A 20,286-nucleotide genomic window follows, 5' to 3' on the forward strand; every position below is an offset into this window, starting at 1 on the left:
GCATTGCTTACATTACCCGAAACAATGCCGCGTTACACATTTTATTATGCTCTTACAATTTTTTTATATTCAGGAATCCACATAGCATCTTTCACAGCTTGTTCGATGTTGTCAGGTGTTCTTCTTGCGACACCATCTTTAATTGCTGCTTTTGCTACTTCAACAGCTACCTTGATTGATACTTCTTGCAATTTATCAATGCTTGGAAGAAGACCAGCACCTGGTTTATCATGATCAACCATTTCAGCAATCGCATCTGCAGAAGCAACGAACATGCCTTTTGTGATGATTTTTGCTTCCGTTACGATTGAACCAAGACCAAGTCCAGGGAAAACGAACGCATTGTTTGATTGTCCGATTTCATGTTCAATTCCGTTATACTCGACATTTTCGAATGGGCTTCCAGTTGCAACAAGCGCACGACCGTCTGTCCATTTGAATAGATCTTCTGGTACTGCTTCAGCAAGTGGAGTTGGGTTAGACATCGGCATGATCACTGGACGCTCTGTATGAGCTGCGATTTCTTTAATAATTTCTTCAGTGAATGCGCCGCCTTGACCTGATGTACCAATAAGAATGGTTGGCTTCACCTTGCGAACTGCTTCAGCAAATGAGATTTGTCCTTTTTCATCACGAGCCCAGCCTTCTACTTCATCAGAAGAACGAAGGTATGGTTTTTGGAAATCAAGCACTTCATCTTCAAACTGATCTGTTAGCAATCCTCTGTAGTCTAACGTCCAGAATGCATTGTTTGCTTCTTCTTCACTTAGACCTTCAAGAACCATTGTGTCACGCATTTGATCGGCGATTCCGATTCCAGCTGATCCAGCTCCGAAAATCATCACACGGTGATCTTTCAATTGAGTACCAGTTTTCTTGACAGCTGCAAGAACACCCGCTAAAGTAATGGCACCAGTACCTTGGATATCATCATTAAATGTTAAGATGTTGTCGTTGTATTTTTTCATGATGTTACGCGCATTTTTGTTTCCAAGGTCTTCCCAGTGAAGCAATGCTTTCGGGAAGAATTTAAGTGCTGCTTTGACATACGCATCAATGAACTCTTCGTATTTTTCACCTTGTACACGTTTGTGGTGGTTCCCAATGTACAATGGATCATTTAATAATTTTTCATTGTTAGTTCCAACATCTAACACAACTGGAATCACGCGGCTTGGATCAATCCCTGCTGCAGCCGTGTAAACAGCTAGTTTACCAATTGCGATGTTGATACCACCAACACCCCAGTCACCAATTCCAAGAATACTCTCAGAGTCAGTTGCTACGATGAGGTCGATGTCGCCTGCTGTTGCATGTAAGTTTTCAAATGCTTTCTCAATGCCGTCAATGTTGTCGATTGAAAGGTAGACACCATGAGGTCTTCTGTATTCATGGCTGTATTCTTGAATCGCTTCACCAACAGTTGGTGTGTAAACAACAGGAAGCATTTCACGAAGCTTGTCCGTTAGAAGCTTATAGAACAATACTTCGTTACGGTTTTGCAAATCACTTAAGTATACGTTTTGACGAAGACGATCTGGCTGAGCTAGAAATTGCTTGTATGCTCTCTCTGCTTGTTGTTCTAAAGTGAGAACAGTTGGAGGAAGTAAACCTTCTAGTCCAAGCTCTTGTCTTTCTTCTTCAGAGAAAGCAACGCCTTTGTTCAACGTTGGAATCGATAATACATCTTTACCTGTCAAAGTGGTTTCGAGGTACCCTTCTTTTGTTTTCTTCACGTTGTTCATCAAAAACTACCCTCTTTCTAAAATATAAATAAAGTGAACTATTAATACAAAGAACGATCAAGGAGAAAAATCCTTAATCAAAAAAATTATGACAAGAAATCGAACTTTTCGTTTAAATGCTTTACACTACAGTTAGTCATTTTATGCCTGCTTATACCAAAACGCAAGCGTTGAAAATTAGATAATTTTTTCGTAGCGTTATTTAATTTATTTAAGTACAAATGATGGGTGTTCAGCCAAAAACTCGAAAAACGAAACACAGCGGCATTTGCTATTTTTTTAATTGTCAAGTGTTGTACCAACATCTAGTTTTGGTACTTCATGGTGATGTCTGCATCGTGCTTCGTATGATTCCTGCGCACCTACTAAAATAATGGGATCATCATAGGATGCGGGTTTACCGTCGATCAAGCGTTGTGTTCTACTCGCTGGGGAGCCGCATACCGAACAAACTGCTTGAAGTTTTGTTACAAGCTCTGCACATGCCATTAAATGCGGAACAACACCAAATGGCTCTCCTCTGAAGTCTTGATCAAGGCCTGCAACAATGACTCGGTAGCCTTTATCAGCCAACTGAGTGACAATATCAATGATTGTCTCATCAAAAAATTGCACCTCATCAATGCCAATGACATCGGTTCGTTCTGATATGTGCGTTATTATGTCTTTTGGTGAGGTTACTGCAATCCCATCGACGGATGAACCGTTATGTGACACAACTGAGCTTGTGCTATACCGGTTATCAATCGCTGGTTTGAATATTTTTACTTCTTGTTTGGCAAAGGTGGCTCTTTTGGCTCTCCGAATCAATTCTTCCGACTTTCCAGAAAACATACTTCCGCAGATGACTTCAAGCCAACCGCTTTGTTTCATCACATACATAAGGTCTTCTCCCCCGTTTTAAAGTTCCATCAATCCACGTAAAAAAACAGGCAAGAACGGATTCCTGCCTGTTTATTGTATCTATTATTACTTAAGACCGTATTTTTTGTTAAAGCGGTCAACACGTCCATCAGCAGAAGCGAATTTTTGACGGCCTGTATAGAAAGGATGGCACTCAGAGCAAATCTCGATGCGTACCTCTTCTTTTACTGATCCAGTTTCAAACTCATTTCCACAAGCGCATTTGACTGTAGCTTTTTTGTAGTTAGGATGAATTCCTGTTTTCATCTACTGTCATCTCCTTCCGCCCTGAATCCAATTCGGAAACAGAGTTAATATCTCAGAATAAATTCTGAAACGCACATGATAAAATTATAACAGTGTGAGTCTATGATTGCAAATGTATTTTTTCAGGAAGCTATCTTCTTGATGCAGACATATTTGCTTGTTTCCATTCTTGCGTTAAAATATCGAAAAATTCTTGGTTTGTCTTTGTTTTTCTCATTTTGCGCATGAATTTCTCAGCGAAATCAGGTGTATCTGACATTGATTTTCTCATCGCCCATAGACGATCAAGATGTTCTTTAGGCACAAGCAGTTCTTCTTTTCTTGTACCGGAACGACGAATGTCGATGGCTGGGAAAATTCTTCTTTCTGCAAGAGAACGATCTAAATGGAGCTCCATGTTTCCTGTTCCTTTAAACTCTTCATAAATCACATCATCCATACGTGACCCCGTATCAACAAGTGCAGTAGCTAAAATGGTCAAGCTCCCACCTTCTTCGATGTTACGCGCAGCACCAAAGAAGCGTTTTGGACGGTGGAAAGCCGCTGGATCAATACCGCCGGAAAGCGTTCGGCCGCTTGGCGGGATGACAAGGTTGTATGCACGAGCAAGCCTTGTGATGCTGTCCATTAAGATGATGACATCTTTTTTATGTTCAACAAGACGCATCGCACGCTCTAATACAAGCTCTGCTACTTTAATGTGGTTTTCCGGTACTTCGTCAAAGGTTGAGCTAACGACATCACCTGCAACAGAACGTTCGATATCTGTTACTTCCTCTGGACGTTCGTCAATAAGAAGAACAATCAGTTCTGCCTCTGGATGATTTTCAGAGATGCTGTTGGCAATTTCTTTGAGCAAAATGGTTTTCCCAGCCTTAGGCGGTGCAACAATTAAACCACGTTGCCCAAACCCAACTGGCGCCATCATATCCATAATTCTAGTAGACAGGTGATTAGGCTGTGTTTCAAGAATCATTTGACGATCAGGGAATAGCGGCGTGAGTGCAGGAAAGTGAACACGTTCCTTAGCTGATTCTGGGTCGTCCCCATTTACCGCTTCGACATGAAGGAGGCCATAGTAGCGTTCATTCTCTTTTGGAGGTCGTACCTTTCCAGACACCTTATCACCATTTCTTAAATCAAAGCGTCTGATTTGTGAAGCTGAAATATAAATGTCTTCAGAACTTGGGGAGTAGTTAATTGGTCTTAAGAAACCAAATCCCTCTGACTGAATAATTTCTAGAACCCCTTCCATAAATAAGAGATCCTCTTGCTCAGCATTCGCCTTTAAGATGGCAAAAATTAATTCTTTTTTTGTTAGTTTGCTGTAATAAGAGATTTTGTACTTTTTTGCTAACTCATACAGCTCTTTTAATTTCATATTTTCCAAAGATGAAATCGAAACATCTTTCAATATGGACACCACACTTTTCTAGTCAATGTATTTCATTACAAATGCATGACCATTGTATTTGATTAGCTTTTAATTCCGTTTTTGTTGGAATGACCTCGCTCTCATGGTAACGCTCCCACTCGTTTTATCGTAAAGATAGGAACAATGTGAAATTGAGCTTTGTCAACATAGAGAAGGATAATGAGTATATCGTCATGATGCGGCAGTATTTAAACTTGTTGAAGCTTAAAAGAAGTAAATTCGCAGAAAATTTCGCAGCACTCTTTAGTTTTACCTCATTTGCAGGGAATATTCAACTTTAAAAAGAAAATGATATATATTTGACACCTATATGAAAAGCGGGTAAAGAATACCCGCTTTCAGATTACGGACGAATGACAAGATTCGGTTTTTTCTTTAAACTGTGTCTGCCATCGACGAATCGAACAGTACCTGATTTCGCACGCATGACAACACTATGTGTTGTTCCAACAGAGCCTTTAAATTGAACACCTTTTAATAACTCGCCATCTGTTACACCTGTCGCTGCAAAAATGGCGTCATCGCCTTTCACGAGGTCTTCCATTCTGAGGACTTTTCCAACATCCAGTCCCATTTTCTCACAGCGTCTCAGCTCTTCTTCACTTTGTGGAAGAAGCTTACCGTGGATTTCTCCACCAAGTGCTTTTAACGCAACAGCAGAAAGGACACCTTCAGGCGCTCCACCTGAACCAAATAGAATATCAACACCTGTGTGATCAAATGCTGTATTAATGGCTCCTGCAACGTCACCATCATCGATCAGCTTGATTCTTGCTCCAGCTTCTCTCAGCTCAGCAATGATCTTTTCATGTCGCTCTCTGTTTAAAATTGTCGCAACAACATCTTCAATATCTTTGTTTTTCGCTTTTGCAACAGCACGAAGATTGTCAATGACAGGCGCTTCAATGTCGATGCAGCCTACCGCTTCTGGACCTACTGCGATCTTATCCATGTACATATCAGGTGCATTCAGCAAGTTGCCATGATCTGCAACAGCAATAACAGCTAAAGCATTCCAGCCGCCGCTTGCCACAATATTTGTTCCTTCCAATGGATCAACAGCGACATCCACGCGAGGTCCATATCCGTTTCCAAGCTTTTCCCCAATATAAAGCATTGGTGCTTCGTCCATTTCTCCCTCGCCGATGACCACAGTTCCCTTCATCGGAATCGTATCAAATACATCACGCATGGCACTTGTTGCAGCATCATCCGCTTCGTCTTTTAAACCTCTACCCATCCAACGAGCAGATTTTAATGCAGCTGCTTCTGTCACCCGTACTAGTTCCATCGATAAACTTCTTTCCATTTTTGTCCAAATCTCCTCTCACAGTCAAAGCCTTATGAATTTTGAAGTTCTTCTATTTCTTGGTCATTCAGCTTTTCACGCCAGATGGTTGCACCCAAGCCTTCAAGCTTCTCCTCAAGCATACTATATCCTCTGTCTATATGTTCAAGCCCTGTGATTTCAGTCACACCGTCTGCCATTAACCCTGCAACAACGAGACAAGCACCTGCTCGCAGATCACTTGCTTTGACCTTTGCACCTTGAAGCTGCGTTTGACCTGTAATAATAGCAGATCTTCCTTCCACCTTCATGTTAGCACCCATTCGACGCAATTCGTCAATGTGTTTAAAGCGGGCAGAGTAAATGGTATCTGTCACGACACTCGTGCCTTTCGCCTTTGTTAACAAAGCCGTCATCGGCTGTTGAAGATCGGTCGGAAAGCCCGGATACACAAGAGTTTTGATATCGACAGGCTTGAGTCCTTCATTTCTGCCAACGATCAGCATTTGATCGTTGCTTGTTTCAATTGTGAATCCCATCTCTCTAAGTTTCGCCGTAATTGATTCTAAATGAGTTGGGATCACATTATCAAGCACAACTTCATCCCCCATCGCTGCACCTGCAATTAAAAATGTACCTGCTTCTATGCGGTCAGGGATGATGGAATGCCTGCAACCATGAAGAGATTCCACACCTTCGATCCGAATCACATCCGTCCCCGCACCTTTGATTTTAGCTCCCATGCTTGCAAGCAGTGTCGCTACATCAATAATTTCGGGTTCTTTTGCGGCATTTTCAATCACTGTTTTCCCTTCAGCCAGCACGGCTGCCAGCATGATGTTGATGGTCGCACCTACACTGACAACATCAAGATAAATACGGGCTCCGACTAATTTTTCAGCGCGCAAATAAATCGCACCCTGTTCGTTTGTCACCTCGGCTCCAAGTGCTTCAAAGCCTTTGATATGCTGATCGATCGGTCTAGGTCCTAAGTGACATCCCCCTGGCAATCCAATGACAGCCTGCTTGAATCTACCGAGCATGGCGCCCATTAAGTAATAGGATGCTCGTAGTTTCTTCACTTTCCCATTAGGAAGCGGCATACTGATCATGGAGGCAGGATTGACAACCATCTCACCTTTTTCAAACGTGACCTTTCCGCCAATCTCTTCTAACAGATCTCGTAATGTGTCAATATCTGAAATATGCGGAAGGCCTTCAATGGTTACTGGAGAATCAGCGAGAATCGTGGCAGGAATCAGTGCCACAGCACTATTTTTCGCACCACTAATATGTACGGTCCCGCGCAAGGGGTCACCGCCGGCAATGTTTAACTTTTCCATATTTGTCTCCCTTCTTAAAGAAGATCACTGTTGGAGTTATACTGTTTGTGGATGTCGCGCTTTAAAAGGTCTTGTCCAAAATTTAGCCAATATCAAGAGAAAGAATACAGGTTAAACGAAATTTGTCGGAAGAAAAATAATCGAAGCTTTGCGAGGCTGTGATGTTCTCTTCTTTGCACAAAACATTTCTTAGCGTATTTAAGGAAAACTGCGGCAAACGGACGCGTATCCGTCTGCCACAATCACTTATTTATTCCAGTCTGCTAAAAATTGCTCAATGCCTGCATCCGTTAATGGGTGTTTTGTCAGCTGCTTGATGACTTTCAGCGGCATTGTGCCGATATGAGCACCTCTAAGCGCAGCTTCTGTCACATGCTGCGGGTGACGAATGGATGCAGCAATGATTTGTGTATCTAATCCATGAACATCAAAAATGGTTTTCACTTCACTAATGAGATCAAGACCATTTTGGCCAATGTCATCTAAGCGGCCGAGGAATGGAGAGACATACGTCGCACCAGCTCTAGCTGCAAGAAGTGCCTGATTTGCACTAAAAATCAACGTGACGTTTGTTTTAATCCCAAGGTCTGTTAACGCTTTGACCGCTTTAAGACCGTCTGTTGTCATTGGGATTTTCACTGTGATATTTGGTGCAATAGCAGCAAGCTCTTTTCCTTCTTCGATCATTTCTTCTGCTTTGAGGGAAATGACTTCCGCACTAACTGAACCTGATACCACGTCAGTGATTTCACGAAGGCGGTCGTGGAACGATACGTCCTTTTCTTTCGCTACTAAACTAGGGTTTGTTGTCACGCCTGCTAAAATGCCAAGCTCGTGTGCCTCTTTGATGTCTGCGATATTCGCTGTGTCTACGAAAAATAACATAACTGTGCCACTCTCCTATCAATAAATTGTCTGAAATGTAAATTTGATTGCGCTTTCTCAAGATATGGAGAAAACCGCCTGTGACTCAGGCGGCTTTCGGTTCTCATCAAATTATGCTTGGTTAGAAGAACCAAATTCACGCATTTTGCCGATAACAGTCGCTTTAATTGCGTCACGAGCTGGTCCAAGATATTTACGTGGATCATACTCTTCTGTTTTTGCAGCAAGTGTTTCGCGAACTGCTTTCGCAGAAGCAATTTGGTTTTCAGTGTTTACATTGATTTTTGCTGTACCAAGTGAAATCGCACGCTTGATGTCAGCAGTTGGGATACCTGTTCCGCCGTGAAGAACAAGTGGAAGTCCAGTTGTTTTACCGATTTCTTCCATTTCAGCGAAACCAAGGTTTGGTTCACCTTTGTATGGACCATGAACTGAACCTAGTGCAGGCGCAAGGCAGTCAATACCAGTACGTTCTACAAGCTCTTGGCACTCTTTTGGATCAGCATAAATAACGCCCTCAGCGATGACGTCGTCTTCTTGTCCACCAACAGTTCCAAGCTCAGCTTCTACAGATACACCGTGGAAATGTGCAAGCTCAACTACTTTTGCAGTTGTCGCTACGTTCTCATCAAATGGATGGTGAGAAGCATCAATCATCACAGAAGTAAATCCTGCATGAATAGCTTTTGCACAAGATTCAAAGCTTGAACCGTGATCTAAATGAATCGCAACAGGAACTGTTACATTATATTCTTCGATTAACGCTTTTACCATTGCGACAACTGTTTTGAAGCCGCCCATGTAGCGTCCTGCTCCTTCAGATACTCCTAAGATAACTGGAGATTTCTCTTCTTCAGCAGCTTGTAAAATCGCTTGCGTGAATTCTAAGTTATTTAAGTTAAACTGTCCAACAGCGTAACCTTTTTCCTTTGCGTCTTTCAACATTTCTGTCATTGAAACTAAAGGCATGATGAAAAATCCTCCCTATGTAGCTAATTTGCTTACTAAAAAAAGCTCTCCACCCTAGCATGACCAGAATTTCTCGCCATATGTAAACTTTCAAAGTCAGATCGCTTTCTTCTTCTTATCTAGAATACCAATTATTCGACAAATCGGCAACAGAATGACTTGATTCAATCATTTCCATCTAGCCATTTGTTTCGAGCGGCAAGTATTCTTTGACCGCATCACGGATTTCATCAATATCAAATGGTTTAGCAAAATGCGTTAATGCACCGAGCTCTTTAGACTCTTGAATCATATCTAGTTCGCCATAAGCTGTCATAATGATCACGCGGATGTCTTCATCAATTAATTTCATGCGTTTTAAAATCTCAATGCCATCCATTCCGGGAATCTTCATATCAAGCAGGACGAGGTTTGGTCTATGGTTTTTCACAATATCTAATGCCTGTAGTCCGTTAGCGGCTTGAAAGGTTTGATAGCCTTCTTTATGAAACACTTCATTCAGCAATATTCTAATACCGTACTGATCATCGACAATTAAAATTTTCTCATTCATTTGTTACACCCCATTGCTTTCATTTTTCGCCATAAAAAGAGCTGTTGTTAAATAATTCTGTTTGATTTTCACATTTCCTTTAATTATAATAGTTTACTTTACGACATTTTCTGAGCATTTTTCCTAATATTCTCTTTATATTCTATTATAAAATGATCTGACAGAAGGAGGAAATGAGTCTTGTTAAAAATTTTCACTACCCAATTATCAGGTATTTTTTCACGTATTGGAGATAAGCAGGCCGAAGCGATCGAAGACGGTGCACGCCTTCTTGCTCAGGCCGTTGTCAGTGGACATGCCGTGTATTTTCATGGCAAGAATGAACTGGCGGCTGTAGCCTTAGAGGCATCTGAGAGCAAGGAGCCGTTTCCGGGTGCGAAGGTTCTGCCGCTGGATCAAAAGGAGCGCAGCTTACTTCATCCAAGTGACAGGGTGCTTTTATTTTATTCAGATCCAGAAGATCAAGAGATTCAATCCCTTGTCAAAGAGCTTCACGAACAAGGTACACCTATTGTCGGGGTCGGTCCTGCACAAAAGGAAACATCATTCATTGAAGACCATTGTGATGTCCACATTGATTTTCAGCTCAAAAAACCACTTGTGCCTGCAGAAGATGGAACAAGGTTCGGCTATCCTGCACTGATGACCTGCTTATATGTCTACCATGCTCTATCGTTTACTGTGAAAGAAATCGTTGAGGAATATGAATAAAAAAACTGCCGAGAAGATGCTATTCTCGGCAGTTTTTTGTTTTATTTTGATTCAGATGCCTGTAGTGAAGCACCAACGAAATCTCTAAATAACGGCTGTGGTCTTGTCGGTCTTGAAATGAATTCTGGATGGAACTGAGAAGCAAGGAACCATGGGTGATCCTTCAGTTCAATGATTTCAACAAGGCGTCCGTCTGGGCTTGTACCAGAGAAGACAAAACCTGCTGCTTCCATTTGCTGTCTGAATTCGTTATTAAACTCATAGCGATGACGATGGCGTTCGTACACGACTTCGTCATTGTATGCAGCAAATGCTTTTGAGTCTTCGTTTAATTTACAAGGGTATAGGCCGAGGCGAAGTGTTCCACCTAAGTCATCAACATCCTTCTGTTCTGGAAGAAGGTCGATGATTGGGAATGCTGTTTCTGGATCAATTTCAGCGGAATGTGCTCCCTCTAAACCTAGTACGTTTCTCGCATATTCGATAGATGCGACTTGCATACCTAAGCAAATTCCGAAGAATGGCACTTTGTTTTCGCGCGCATATTGTGTTGCAATGATTTTCCCTTCTACTCCGCGGTCTCCGAAGCCTCCAGGAACAATAATGCCGTCTACATCTTGAGCGAAATCAGCCATATTTTCCGCTGTGACTTCTTCTGCGTTGATCCATTTGATTTGAACATCCGCATCAAATGCATAGCCCGCATGACGAAGGGATTCAACGACAGAAATGTATGCATCTTGCAGCTCAACATATTTCCCTACAAGACCAATCGTGACTTGTTTTGAAAGGTTTTGCACTTTATCAACAAGCGCCGTCCACTCCGTCATGTCCGCATCTTGACAGTCAAGCTTCATGTGCTCACATACAAGCTTGTCTAATCCTTGTTTTTGTAAATCAAGCGGAATCGAATAAAGGGTATCTGCATCCTGACATTCGATGACTGCTTTCGTATCAATATCACAGAATAGCGCAATTTTGTCCTTCATGTCTTGTGCCAATGGCATTTCAGTTCTGACCACAATGACGTTTGGCTGAATACCTAGACTACGAAGTTCTTTTACACTATGCTGTGTTGGTTTTGTTTTCAGTTCGCCTGCAGCACGGATGTAAGGAACAAGGGTACAATGAATGTACATCACGTTTTCACGGCCAATGTCACTCTTCATTTGACGAATCGCTTCTAGGAATGGAAGGGATTCAATATCTCCAACTGTTCCACCGATTTCTGTAATGACCACATCTGCACCCGTTTCTTTCCCTGCACGGTACACACGGTCTTTGATTTCATTTGTAATATGGGGAATAACCTGTACGGTTCCACCTAAATAGTCGCCGCGGCGCTCTTTTTTCAGGACTGTAGAATAGATTTTACCAGTTGTGACGTTGCTGTATTTATTCAAGTTAATATCAATGAAGCGCTCGTAGTGACCTAAGTCAAGATCTGTTTCAGCACCGTCGTCTGTGACAAATACCTCACCGTGCTGATATGGACTCATTGTCCCTGGGTCTACGTTGATATATGGATCAAATTTTTGAATGGTGACATCCATCCCTCTATTTTTCAGAAGGCGGCCTAACGATGCAGCCGTGATCCCTTTTCCAAGTGAGGAAACAACTCCTCCTGTTACAAAAATATACTTTGTCATTTCGTATGCTCCTCTCTTTTTTACCCTTGCATGACTAGACATGCACAGCTTCATCCTTTTAGAGTGTATCCCTAAATCTCTTGAAAAATAAGAAAGCTCCCTTTCAAATAAATGAAAGGGAGCGTAAATGAACGTATCTTTACGTACTCTTTTTTAGAGAGCCCAAAATACATACTACATAGTTCGCTCTGGAAAGTCAAGACGGTTTTGTCCTGTTTTCAGGACCGGTTTGTGAGGGTTATTTGTCTTCCTCATCATCGTCTAAATCGTCTTCATCAATTTCCGTTAAGCCGTCATCATCTTCATCATCATCTTCGTCGAACTCTTCTATCTCTTCATCGATTTCTTCATCATCTAGGTCAAGGTCCTCGTCGTCTTCAACAAGATCAAGATCTTCTTCAAGCTCGTCGATTTCTTCTTCCTCTTCAATATCATCGAAGTCTTCTTCAACGACAGCAGCTTTTGTTTTTTTCTTTTTCGCTTTTGTTTTCACAGCTGGTTGAACTTCTTCTTCGATTTGATCAACTGGATACCAGCTGCGAAGTCCCCATCTCTGATCACCTAACGAAATAAAGCGGCCATCTATATTTAAGTCTGTATAAAATTGAGCAAGTCGATCATCAAGATCAGATTTTTGTATCCCTTGCAAACGGACCATTTCATCTATTAACTCGGAAAACGTAATCGGCGTTTTGCTGTCTCTGAAAATTTCATAAGCAAGTTCAACTAAAGACATTTGTTTGAGCTGTTCCTGTGAGTATTCTTTCAAACTCAAGGTCAGACACTCCCTTTCTATTACATGTATGTATCCATTTATCAGTGAAATAATAAGTATTTATACCTTATTCTTACGACAAACCATACCTCTCATTATAAACAAATTAGGGGAGTTTATGCCACCTTTATTGATGTTAATTTTTGATTTTTTCACAAGAGGAGCCTCTAGCGGTCAATCATGTGCGCCGAATTGGCATAATTCATGTGTGGAGCACACGTTTTGCATGCTTTTTTGTCTTCTCTTTTGATGAATACAAAGCCATTTACTCTTCTTAAAAAAGGGGAATTATTCCTTCACAAAATGTTCACTTACGACGAATTGAAACAGAAATCTATAATAAATAGACTAATTTTGAGAGGTTGATCGAATTGCCAATGACAAAAAAAGAAGATATACAATTTGGTGTCTTGATGTGTTTTTGTATGTTTTCAGTGATGTTCTTTTATAACCTATTTCTAAATGGACGGCTTGGACATATGACATGGTTAGAAGGTGTACTCACCTATGTGATCGGTTTTGCCATCACGTTGTTGATTGAGATGTGTATTGTTGGGCCTTCAGCAAAAAAAGCAGCCAGACGTTTTGCCCCAAAAGGCAAGAAAATCTATTTTATTCTCACTCTTTCTATCTTTATCGTGTTTGGGATGGTGTGTCTCATGTCTTTATGCGGATATGTCGTACAAAGCATCAGCACAGGATTTCAAACACAATCGATTCTATCTGATTACTTAACGATTTTCGGTCATAATGTCATGTTGGCGTTCCCTTTGCAGATGTTGATTATGGGACCGCTTGTCCGTTTTGTTTTTTTCAAATGGGTGAAATTAAAACAGACAGCAGCGGTTTAGTCGAATGGATATGTTACAGCTGGATATTCTGAATGAGTGAAAAAACCAAAGGTACGGTGAATAAAGTGCCCGCAGACACGAGTACAATGAGTTTTCTGCGGCTGTTTTCTTTTTCTTCCTTCCTTTTTGGAGACTTTGAAAGCTCTGTGGAGACCATAATCCATATGATCATCGTGACGATTCCTAAAATGCCAATAAATGTTGTGTTCATCATGATAACCTCCATTTTGGTTCTTTTCCCAATTTTACCATAGTGATCAGGTGATATGAGATCATATTGGAGAGATTTCACATTTGATACAAAAACAGACCACCTCATATCAGGTGGTCTTTCTTGGTTTCTACATATCTAGCAGTTTCCGTGAGATGACCAGCCGCTGGATTTCTTGTGTACCTTCATAGATTTGAGTGATTTTCGCATCACGCATGTATCGTTCGACTGGGTAATCCTTTGTATAGCCGTATCCGCCGAAGATTTGTACAGCTTCTGTCGTCACCTTCATGGCTGTATCACCGGCAAAGAGCTTGGACATAGCTGATTCTTTCCCATACGGAAGCCCTTTCGTTTCAAGCCATGCTGCCTGATAGGTGAGCAGTCTTGAGGCCTCAATTGCCGTTGCCATATCCGCTAACTTAAAAGCAATGCCTTGCTGCTGAATGATTGGTTTGCCGAATTGTTTGCGCTCCTTTGCATAATTGACTGCTGCATCCAGAGCACCTTGAGCAATGCCAACAGCTTGTGCGGCAATACCGTTTCTGCCGCCGTCAAGTGTCATCATCGCTATCTTAAAACCTTCGCCTTCTTGACCAAGCCGGTTCCTTTCGGGTATACGACAGTCTTCAAAGATGATTTCTGTCGTTGGCGATGAGCGGATGCCCAGTTTGCTTTCTTTTTTGCCGATTGAGAAGCCTTGCGTCTCTTTTTCTACTATAAAAGCGGTTGTATTACGGGATGAAGGATCTTGGTCGGTAACGGCAAACACAATATAATAATCCGCAATGCCTCCATTGGTAATAAAAATCTTTGCCCCGTTCAAGACATATTCATTCCCTGCTTTTACTGCTGTTGTTTTCATTCCGCCGGCATCTGAACCCGAGCCGCTCTCGGTCAGTGCGTATGCGCCGATCTTCTGTCCTTCTGCAAGCGGCTTTAAATACGTCTCCTTTTGCTCATCTGTTCCGAATGTATAGATTGGCCATGAGGCGAGTGATGTGTGAGCAGATAGGGTGACGCCTGTTGAGGCGCACACTCGTGAGAGCTCTTCAACCGCTATGACATAGGCCAAATAATCACTACCAATCCCCCCATTTTCTTCTGGCCAAGGGATTCCCGTTAAACCAAGCTCCGCCATTTGACGAAAAATAGCGGGATCATACGATTCTGTTTCATCTCGCTCTGCTGCTGTTGGCTCCACTTCATTTTTCGCAAAGTCTCTCACCATTTTTTGTATCATTTCGTGTTCGTCACTTAATTGGAACTGCATCATGAGCCACCTCACTTCATATTAGCTGTTTACAAATAACCAGCCTTTGTATTTCACTTGTTCCTTCATAAATCTCACAAATTTTCGCATCACGAAAGTACCGCTCTGCTCGGTATTGCTTCGTGTAACCGGCTAGACCAAGCAAATGGATGACTTCAGTACTAATATCAACCGCTGTTTTAGATGCAAATAACTTCGCCATCGACGCTTCCTTCGTGACAGGGCGATTGGCCTCTTTATAAGTAGCCGCTTGATAGACAAGAAGTTTTGCCGCTTCCAGCTTGGTGCCCAGATCGCCCAACCGAATGGTCGTTTCAAGGCCAGCTGGATGCTGCTTTAAATACGTGACCGCCTCAGCTAATGCGGCTTCTGCAATACCAAGGCTTTGAGCCGCAATACCAATTCTCCCCGCATTTAAGCTAGACATGGCAATCCGAAAGCCTTCTCCTTCTGCGCCGAGCAGCTGTTTTTTTGGAATTCGAACACCGTCAAAATGAAGTGTGACTGTTTTTGATCCATGCAGGCCCATTTTCTTCTCATCTTTTCCGATCGTAAATCCTGGTGTCCCCTTCTCCACAATGAACGCTGATATATTTTTCTTAGCAGAAGCCGGGTCTGTCACGGCAAATACAAGATAGACTTCCGCTTCACCGCCGCTTGTGATAAAAATTTTCGTTCCATTTAACACATAGTGATCGTCTGCCCGCTCTGCTTTCAACTGAATACTAGAGGCATCTGATCCTGCCTTCGGTTCAGTTAGACAAAAGGCGCCCAGCTTCTGCCCGGACGCAAGCTTGGGAACGTAGGATTCTTTTTGTTCAGTCGTTCCAAACGCCAAAATCGGCATCGTCACAACGGATGTATGAACGGATACAATGACACCGATGGTTGCACTTACTTTGGAAAATTCATGAATCGCCATGATATAGGTTGTGAAATCTGCCCCTAATCCGTGATACTTATCTGGGATCGGAATGCCTAAAAAGCCTTGCCGACCCATTTCAGCTAAAAGCGTTTTCGGGAACACGCCCTGTTCCATCGCTTCTATTTCAGGGAATACATGCTGGCGTGCAAATTCTGCTACTCGTTTTCTCCAAAGACGTTGTTTTTCTGTCAGCAACACATCCATCTTGACTCCCCCTATGAGTGGTCGTGGTAAGTGTAAAAACCTCTCTTTGTCTTTTTGCCCAGCCAGCCTGCGTTCACGTATTTTTTCAAAAGAGGACAAGGTCGATATTTGCTATCTCCAAGACCCTCGTGAAGGGTATTCATAATAAATAAACAAGTATCGAGCCCGATGAGGTCGGCGAGACGAAGCGGGCCCATTGGATGGTTCATTCCAAGCGTCATGATGCCGTCAATACTTTCTACATCCGCCACGCCTTCATAAAGGGTGTAAATGGCTTCATTGATCATCGGCATCAAAATGCGATTTGACACAAACCCAGGGAAGTCTTCCACTTCTATTGGGGTTTTGTCTAATGTCTTCGCGGTGTCAAAAACAAATTGGTACGTGGCATCATCCGTTTGTAGCGCACGGATTACTTCCACAAGTTTCATCACGGGAACTGGATTCATAAAATGCATGCCAATCACTTTCTCAGGCCGTTTCGTCACGGCTGCTAATTCTGTGATCGACAAGGAAGACGTATTTGTCGCAAATATCGTGTCATCAGGTGCAAATTGATCGAGGGTTTCAAAGATTTGTTTTTTGATCTTCATTTGTTCAGATGCGGCTTCAATCACTAAATGCGTCTGCTGTACATCCTTTAAATCTGTTGAAACAGCCAGTCGCTGTGTAATATCACGGACTGCCTGATGTGCCAGCTTTCCTTTTTCTGCTCGTTTCGTCAGTTGTTTGGTCAAAGAGGAAATGGCTCGATGAATCTGCTCCTCTTCCGTATCATGGAGCAGGACGGTATAACCTGACTGTGCAAATACTTGGGCAATACCCGAGCCCATTTGCCCAGCCCCAACGACCATGACGGTCTCTTCTATACTCATGACAATGAACGCCTCCCTTTTAATCCACCTTGATCATGATCGCATCACCTTGACCCCCGCCGCTGCAAATCGCCGCAATGCCGATCCCGCCGCCTCTTTGTCTGAGAGCATGGATCAAGGTCAATATAATACGTGTTCCGCTTGCTCCAATCGGGTGGCCAATCGCGACTGCCCCTCCGTTCACATTCATTTTCCGCCGATCCAGTCCAAGAATTTTTTCGCATGCCAATGCAACCGCTGAAAAAGCCTCATTGATTTCAAACAAATCGATATCCTCTACTCGCTTCCCTGTTTTCTTTAACACTTTTTCGATGGCATAAGCTGGTGTTTTCGGAAAGTCCTTTGCCTCTACTGCTACTTGCGCATGCCCAAGCACAACTGCCAGAGGTTTTTCACCTTGCTGCATGGCGTATGTGTCTTTCATTAATAGAAGCGCACTTGCACCATCATTGACACCCGGTGCATTGCCAGCAGTGATCGTACCTGCCTGATCGAAAACGGGCATCAGTTTTGACAAACGTTCATATGACGTATCACGCCGCGGGGCTTCATCTTCTGAAATCAGCTGATCTCCTTTTTTATTCTTGACGGTAACGGGGATGATCTCATTTTTAAAAAAGCCGCTTTTTTGCGCCTCAATGGCTCGTTCATGACTTCTTAACGCCCAAAGGTCTTGTTCTTCTCGTGTAATGCCAAGCTCTTTCGCCGCCATGCTTCCATACTCACCCATATGAACACCTGTAAACGAACAGGTTAATCCATCTAAAATCATGGCATCTTGTACTGCACCATCTCCCATTTTGTAACCCCATCGTGCTTTTTTCAGAAGATAAGGAGCATGAGACATGGATTCCATGCCGCCTGCCACGATCACATTGGCATCTCCCGCTCGAATGATTTGATCGGCTGTCGTGACACTGCGCATTCCTGAAGCACAGACTTTGTTGATGGTTTGCGTCGGAACCGACCAAGGGAGATCTGCATGTCTAGCTGCCTGTCTTGAAGGAATTTGACCTTGTCCTCCTTGAAGGACACTGCCCATGATGACTTCATCCACTTCATGAACATTTGAGGCTCTTTCCAGCGCAGCTTTTATCGTCATCCCGCCTAATTCTGCAGCAGTCAAACGACTTAAAGTTCCACCTAGTTTTCCAAATGGTGTTCTCGCCCCAGATACAATGACCGTCGTGCTCATTTCTTTCCCCTCCTATTTGTTACCGCTTACATAAATGCTAGACAGTTCATAAAATTATCGGTGCCACTGGCCGATGAACAGTCGATCCATCGGCCTGACACCTTTATGAAGCCTGCGTTCTCGTTTCGCCAAACACTGATTTTTCAAGAAGTTCTGCGACATCAAATGTGCCGACCTGCTCTTCTACTTCCTTCGCTTTCGTCCCATCCCCAAGCATGGTTAAACAATATGGGCACCCTGAGCTGATGATGGACGGCTGTACCTGTAAGGCCTGCTCCGTCCTCGCTGTGTTAATTCGAGTACCTGTCTCTTCTTCCATCCACATTAAGCCACCGCCGGCACCACAGCACATCCCCGATTCACGATTCCGTTCCATTTCTTTCAGTGTCACACCAGGAATGGCTTTTAAAATATCTCTTGGCGGATCATAGACCTCGTTATATCTGCCTAGGTAGCAAGAATCGTGGAAAGTAATGACTTCGTTCACTTCATGAATAGGCGTTAATTTCCCCTCTTTTACTAGCTCTGCCAGTAATTCTGTATGATGATACACCTCTGCCTCAAGTCCAAAGTCTGGGTATTCGTTTTTAAATAAATTGTAAGCATGCGGATCGATCGTGACGATTTTGGTTACGTCATTTTTTTGGAATTCTTCGATGTTTTTTGCAGCAAGCTCTTGGAACAAAAATTCATTCCCAAGTCTTCTCGGTGTATCACCTGAGTTTTTCTCTTTATTGCCTAGGATGGCAAAAGAAACCCCTGCTTCATTGAGCAGTTTTGCAAAGGCAAGAGCAATCTTTTGGCTTCTATTGTCATATGCCCCCATCGATCCAACCCAGAATAAATAGTCGAAGGTCTGATCTGCTTTTTTCAGTTCTTTCACTGTCGGTACGTGCACATCTTCTCTTAGATCACGCCAGTTTTCTCTTTCTTTTCGATTCAATCCCCATGGGTTCCCTTGTCGCTCGATGCTTGTCATCGCACGCTGTGCATCTGCATCCATTTTTCCTTCTGTCAGTACTAAGTATCTGCGCATATCAATGATTTTGTCGACGTGTTCGTTCATGACAGGACACTGATCTTCACAGTTTCGGCATGTCGTGCATGCCCAGATTTCTTCTTCTGTAATGACCTCACCAATGAGAGAAGGATGATACATTGCGCTCGCCGCAGATTCTTCCGCTCCAGCTCCCCTTGCCTGTAATGCCAGCTGATTTCCTGTCGTCTGTTTGAAAGCAAGCTGCGGAACCCACGGTGTCTTTGAAGTAATAGCAGCCCCTTTATTTGTTAAATGATCTCTTAATCGTAAAATTAAATCCATTGGAGACAGCATTTTCCCCGTCCCTGTCGCCGGACACATATTCGTACAGCGACCACATTCCACACAAGCGTAAAGATCGATCAGCTGAGATTGACGAAAATCTTCAATTTTCCCAACGCCGAACGTTTCTTGTGTCTCATCTTCAAAATCAATTTTTTGCAGTTTGCCTGGCGGGTCCAATCTGCTGACAAATACGTTGACCGAGCCAGCGATGAGATGGGCGTGCTTAGACTGCGGGACGTACACTAAGAACGTCAGTAAAATAAGAAGATGCACCCACCATGCGACATAGAACACAATTGTTGCCGCAAGTGGTGACAGCCAGCCCAGCAAGAAAGCAATGCCGGAAGCAATTGGCTCAGTTGCTGATAGTGAGTGCCCATGCCAAATGATGTTCATTCCGTTTCCCAGTAATACGGTCAGCATCAATCCGCCAATAAACAAAAGGACAAGCCCTGACTTAAAGCCCCTTTTTAAACGGACTAACTTCTCGACATATCTTCTATGGAATGCCCAAACCACCGCCACTAAAATGAGAAGTGTGACTACCTCTTGGAAGAACGTAAAGACACCGTAAAGCGGACCTAATGGTAGCCCGCTGTCTGGAACAAGTCCCTTCATAATAAAATCAAGGGCTCCGAACTGCACTAAAATAAATCCATAGAAAAACAGCACATGAATGATGCCGCTCTTCTTGTCCTTCAGCAGTTTCTTTTGACCAAACACATTCACCCAAACACGTTCTAAGCGTTTTTTCATGTCTTTCTGAAATTCTTCTTTTTTGCCAAGACGAATATACGCGGCTCGTGTTCGAATGAGATAAATAAACAAATACACAGCGTAAGCGGTCACTGCCGCAAATGCAATCAAGTTAACAATTAAAAGGCTATTCATCTTGCTCCCCCTTT

19 protein-coding genes are annotated in these 20,286 nt (G+C 42.9%); 2 read left to right on the top strand and 17 right to left on the bottom strand.

Annotated elements, in window-relative coordinates:
* Positions 1-44 precede the first annotated feature (44 nt).
* The 9 genes from malS to NSQ17_RS17665 all read right to left on the bottom strand — a co-directional run bounded on the left by malS (position 45) and on the right by NSQ17_RS17665 (position 9,388).
* Positions 45-1,745, bottom strand: coding sequence for an oxaloacetate-decarboxylating malate dehydrogenase (malS, locus tag NSQ17_RS17625; RefSeq protein WP_338704444.1), 1,701 nt, complete (start codon positions 1,743-1,745; stop codon positions 45-47).
* Positions 1,746-2,024: 279 nt separating this feature from the next.
* Positions 2,025-2,627 (bottom strand): thymidine kinase, encoded by a 603-nt coding sequence (locus tag NSQ17_RS17630; RefSeq protein ID WP_007497666.1) that lies wholly within the window; start codon positions 2,625-2,627, stop codon positions 2,025-2,027.
* Between the two features lie 87 nt (positions 2,628-2,714).
* Entirely contained in the window at positions 2,715-2,915 is a 201-nt protein-coding gene (gene rpmE, locus NSQ17_RS17635; protein ID WP_003215407.1) for a 50S ribosomal protein L31, read from the bottom strand.
* A 130-nt stretch (positions 2,916-3,045) separates the two neighbouring features.
* Positions 3,046-4,329 carry a transcription termination factor Rho gene (rho, locus tag NSQ17_RS17640; protein WP_007497667.1) on the bottom strand — a complete coding sequence of 428 codons (1,284 nt, stop codon included), beginning with the start codon at positions 4,327-4,329 and terminating at the stop codon, positions 3,046-3,048.
* Between the two features lie 364 nt (positions 4,330-4,693).
* Positions 4,694-5,659 carry a class II fructose-bisphosphatase gene (gene glpX, locus NSQ17_RS17645; RefSeq protein ID WP_007497670.1) on the bottom strand — a complete coding sequence of 322 codons (966 nt, stop codon included), beginning with the start codon at positions 5,657-5,659 and terminating at the stop codon, positions 4,694-4,696.
* A 32-nt stretch (positions 5,660-5,691) separates the two neighbouring features.
* Complete coding sequence (locus NSQ17_RS17650) at positions 5,692-6,981, bottom strand: UDP-N-acetylglucosamine 1-carboxyvinyltransferase (protein ID WP_007497673.1); 1,290 nt, start codon at positions 6,979-6,981, stop codon at positions 5,692-5,694.
* Between the two features lie 246 nt (positions 6,982-7,227).
* Entirely contained in the window at positions 7,228-7,866 is a 639-nt protein-coding gene (fsa, locus tag NSQ17_RS17655) for a fructose-6-phosphate aldolase (RefSeq protein WP_003215343.1), read from the bottom strand.
* Between the two features lie 111 nt (positions 7,867-7,977).
* A complete protein-coding gene (locus tag NSQ17_RS17660) occupies positions 7,978-8,835 on the bottom strand; it encodes a class II fructose-bisphosphate aldolase (RefSeq protein WP_007497678.1) in 858 nt (285 codons plus the stop codon).
* 178 nt (positions 8,836-9,013) lie between these two features.
* The gene (locus tag NSQ17_RS17665) at positions 9,014-9,388 is read right to left on the bottom strand and encodes a response regulator (RefSeq protein ID WP_003214681.1); all 375 of its coding nucleotides are present in this window, start codon (positions 9,386-9,388) and stop codon (positions 9,014-9,016) included.
* Positions 9,389-9,568: 180 nt separating this feature from the next.
* On the opposite strand from NSQ17_RS17665, the gene NSQ17_RS17670 reads away from it, so the two are divergent.
* On the top strand, positions 9,569-10,099 hold the full coding sequence (locus NSQ17_RS17670) for a DUF2529 domain-containing protein (RefSeq protein WP_045033921.1): 531 nt from the start codon (positions 9,569-9,571) through the stop codon (positions 10,097-10,099).
* A gap of 41 nt (positions 10,100-10,140) precedes the next feature.
* On the opposite strand, the gene pyrG is transcribed toward NSQ17_RS17670, so the two are convergent.
* Together pyrG and rpoE are read right to left on the bottom strand one after the other, a co-directional pair.
* Entirely contained in the window at positions 10,141-11,748 is a 1,608-nt protein-coding gene (gene pyrG, locus NSQ17_RS17675) for a CTP synthase (glutamine hydrolyzing) (RefSeq protein WP_017360053.1), read from the bottom strand.
* 238 nt (positions 11,749-11,986) lie between these two features.
* Positions 11,987-12,523 carry a DNA-directed RNA polymerase subunit delta gene (rpoE, locus tag NSQ17_RS17680; RefSeq protein WP_017360054.1) on the bottom strand — a complete coding sequence of 179 codons (537 nt, stop codon included), beginning with the start codon at positions 12,521-12,523 and terminating at the stop codon, positions 11,987-11,989.
* A gap of 371 nt (positions 12,524-12,894) precedes the next feature.
* Between rpoE and NSQ17_RS17685 the strand changes: the two genes are divergently transcribed.
* Entirely contained in the window at positions 12,895-13,374 is a 480-nt protein-coding gene (locus NSQ17_RS17685) for a DUF2798 domain-containing protein (RefSeq protein ID WP_326377395.1), read from the top strand.
* Positions 13,375-13,387: 13 nt separating this feature from the next.
* Here the strand turns inward: NSQ17_RS17685 and NSQ17_RS17690 are convergent, their stop codons facing one another.
* From NSQ17_RS17690 to NSQ17_RS17715, 6 genes are all read right to left on the bottom strand, one after another.
* Positions 13,388-13,585, bottom strand: coding sequence for a hypothetical protein (locus tag NSQ17_RS17690; protein ID WP_034647437.1), 198 nt, complete (start codon positions 13,583-13,585; stop codon positions 13,388-13,390).
* Positions 13,586-13,715: 130 nt separating this feature from the next.
* Complete coding sequence (locus tag NSQ17_RS17695) at positions 13,716-14,858, bottom strand: acyl-CoA dehydrogenase (RefSeq protein ID WP_047945753.1); 1,143 nt, start codon at positions 14,856-14,858, stop codon at positions 13,716-13,718.
* A 16-nt stretch (positions 14,859-14,874) separates the two neighbouring features.
* Complete coding sequence (locus NSQ17_RS17700; RefSeq protein ID WP_072367346.1) at positions 14,875-15,987, bottom strand: acyl-CoA dehydrogenase family protein; 1,113 nt, start codon at positions 15,985-15,987, stop codon at positions 14,875-14,877.
* 11 nt (positions 15,988-15,998) lie between these two features.
* The gene (locus NSQ17_RS17705; RefSeq protein ID WP_342467643.1) at positions 15,999-16,862 is read right to left on the bottom strand and encodes a 3-hydroxybutyryl-CoA dehydrogenase; all 864 of its coding nucleotides are present in this window, start codon (positions 16,860-16,862) and stop codon (positions 15,999-16,001) included.
* Between the two features lie 19 nt (positions 16,863-16,881).
* Positions 16,882-18,057, bottom strand: coding sequence for an acetyl-CoA C-acetyltransferase (locus NSQ17_RS17710; protein WP_058337036.1), 1,176 nt, complete (start codon positions 18,055-18,057; stop codon positions 16,882-16,884).
* Between the two features lie 103 nt (positions 18,058-18,160).
* Entirely contained in the window at positions 18,161-20,272 is a 2,112-nt protein-coding gene (locus NSQ17_RS17715) for a heterodisulfide reductase-related iron-sulfur binding cluster (RefSeq protein ID WP_342467644.1), read from the bottom strand.
* Between the last annotated feature and the right edge of the window lie 14 nt (positions 20,273-20,286).

Origin of the sequence: Bacillus sp. FSL W8-0629, from assembly GCF_038593225.1 — a bacterium.
Classification (GTDB): Bacteria; Bacillota; Bacilli; order Bacillales; family Bacillaceae; genus Bacillus; species Bacillus altitudinis.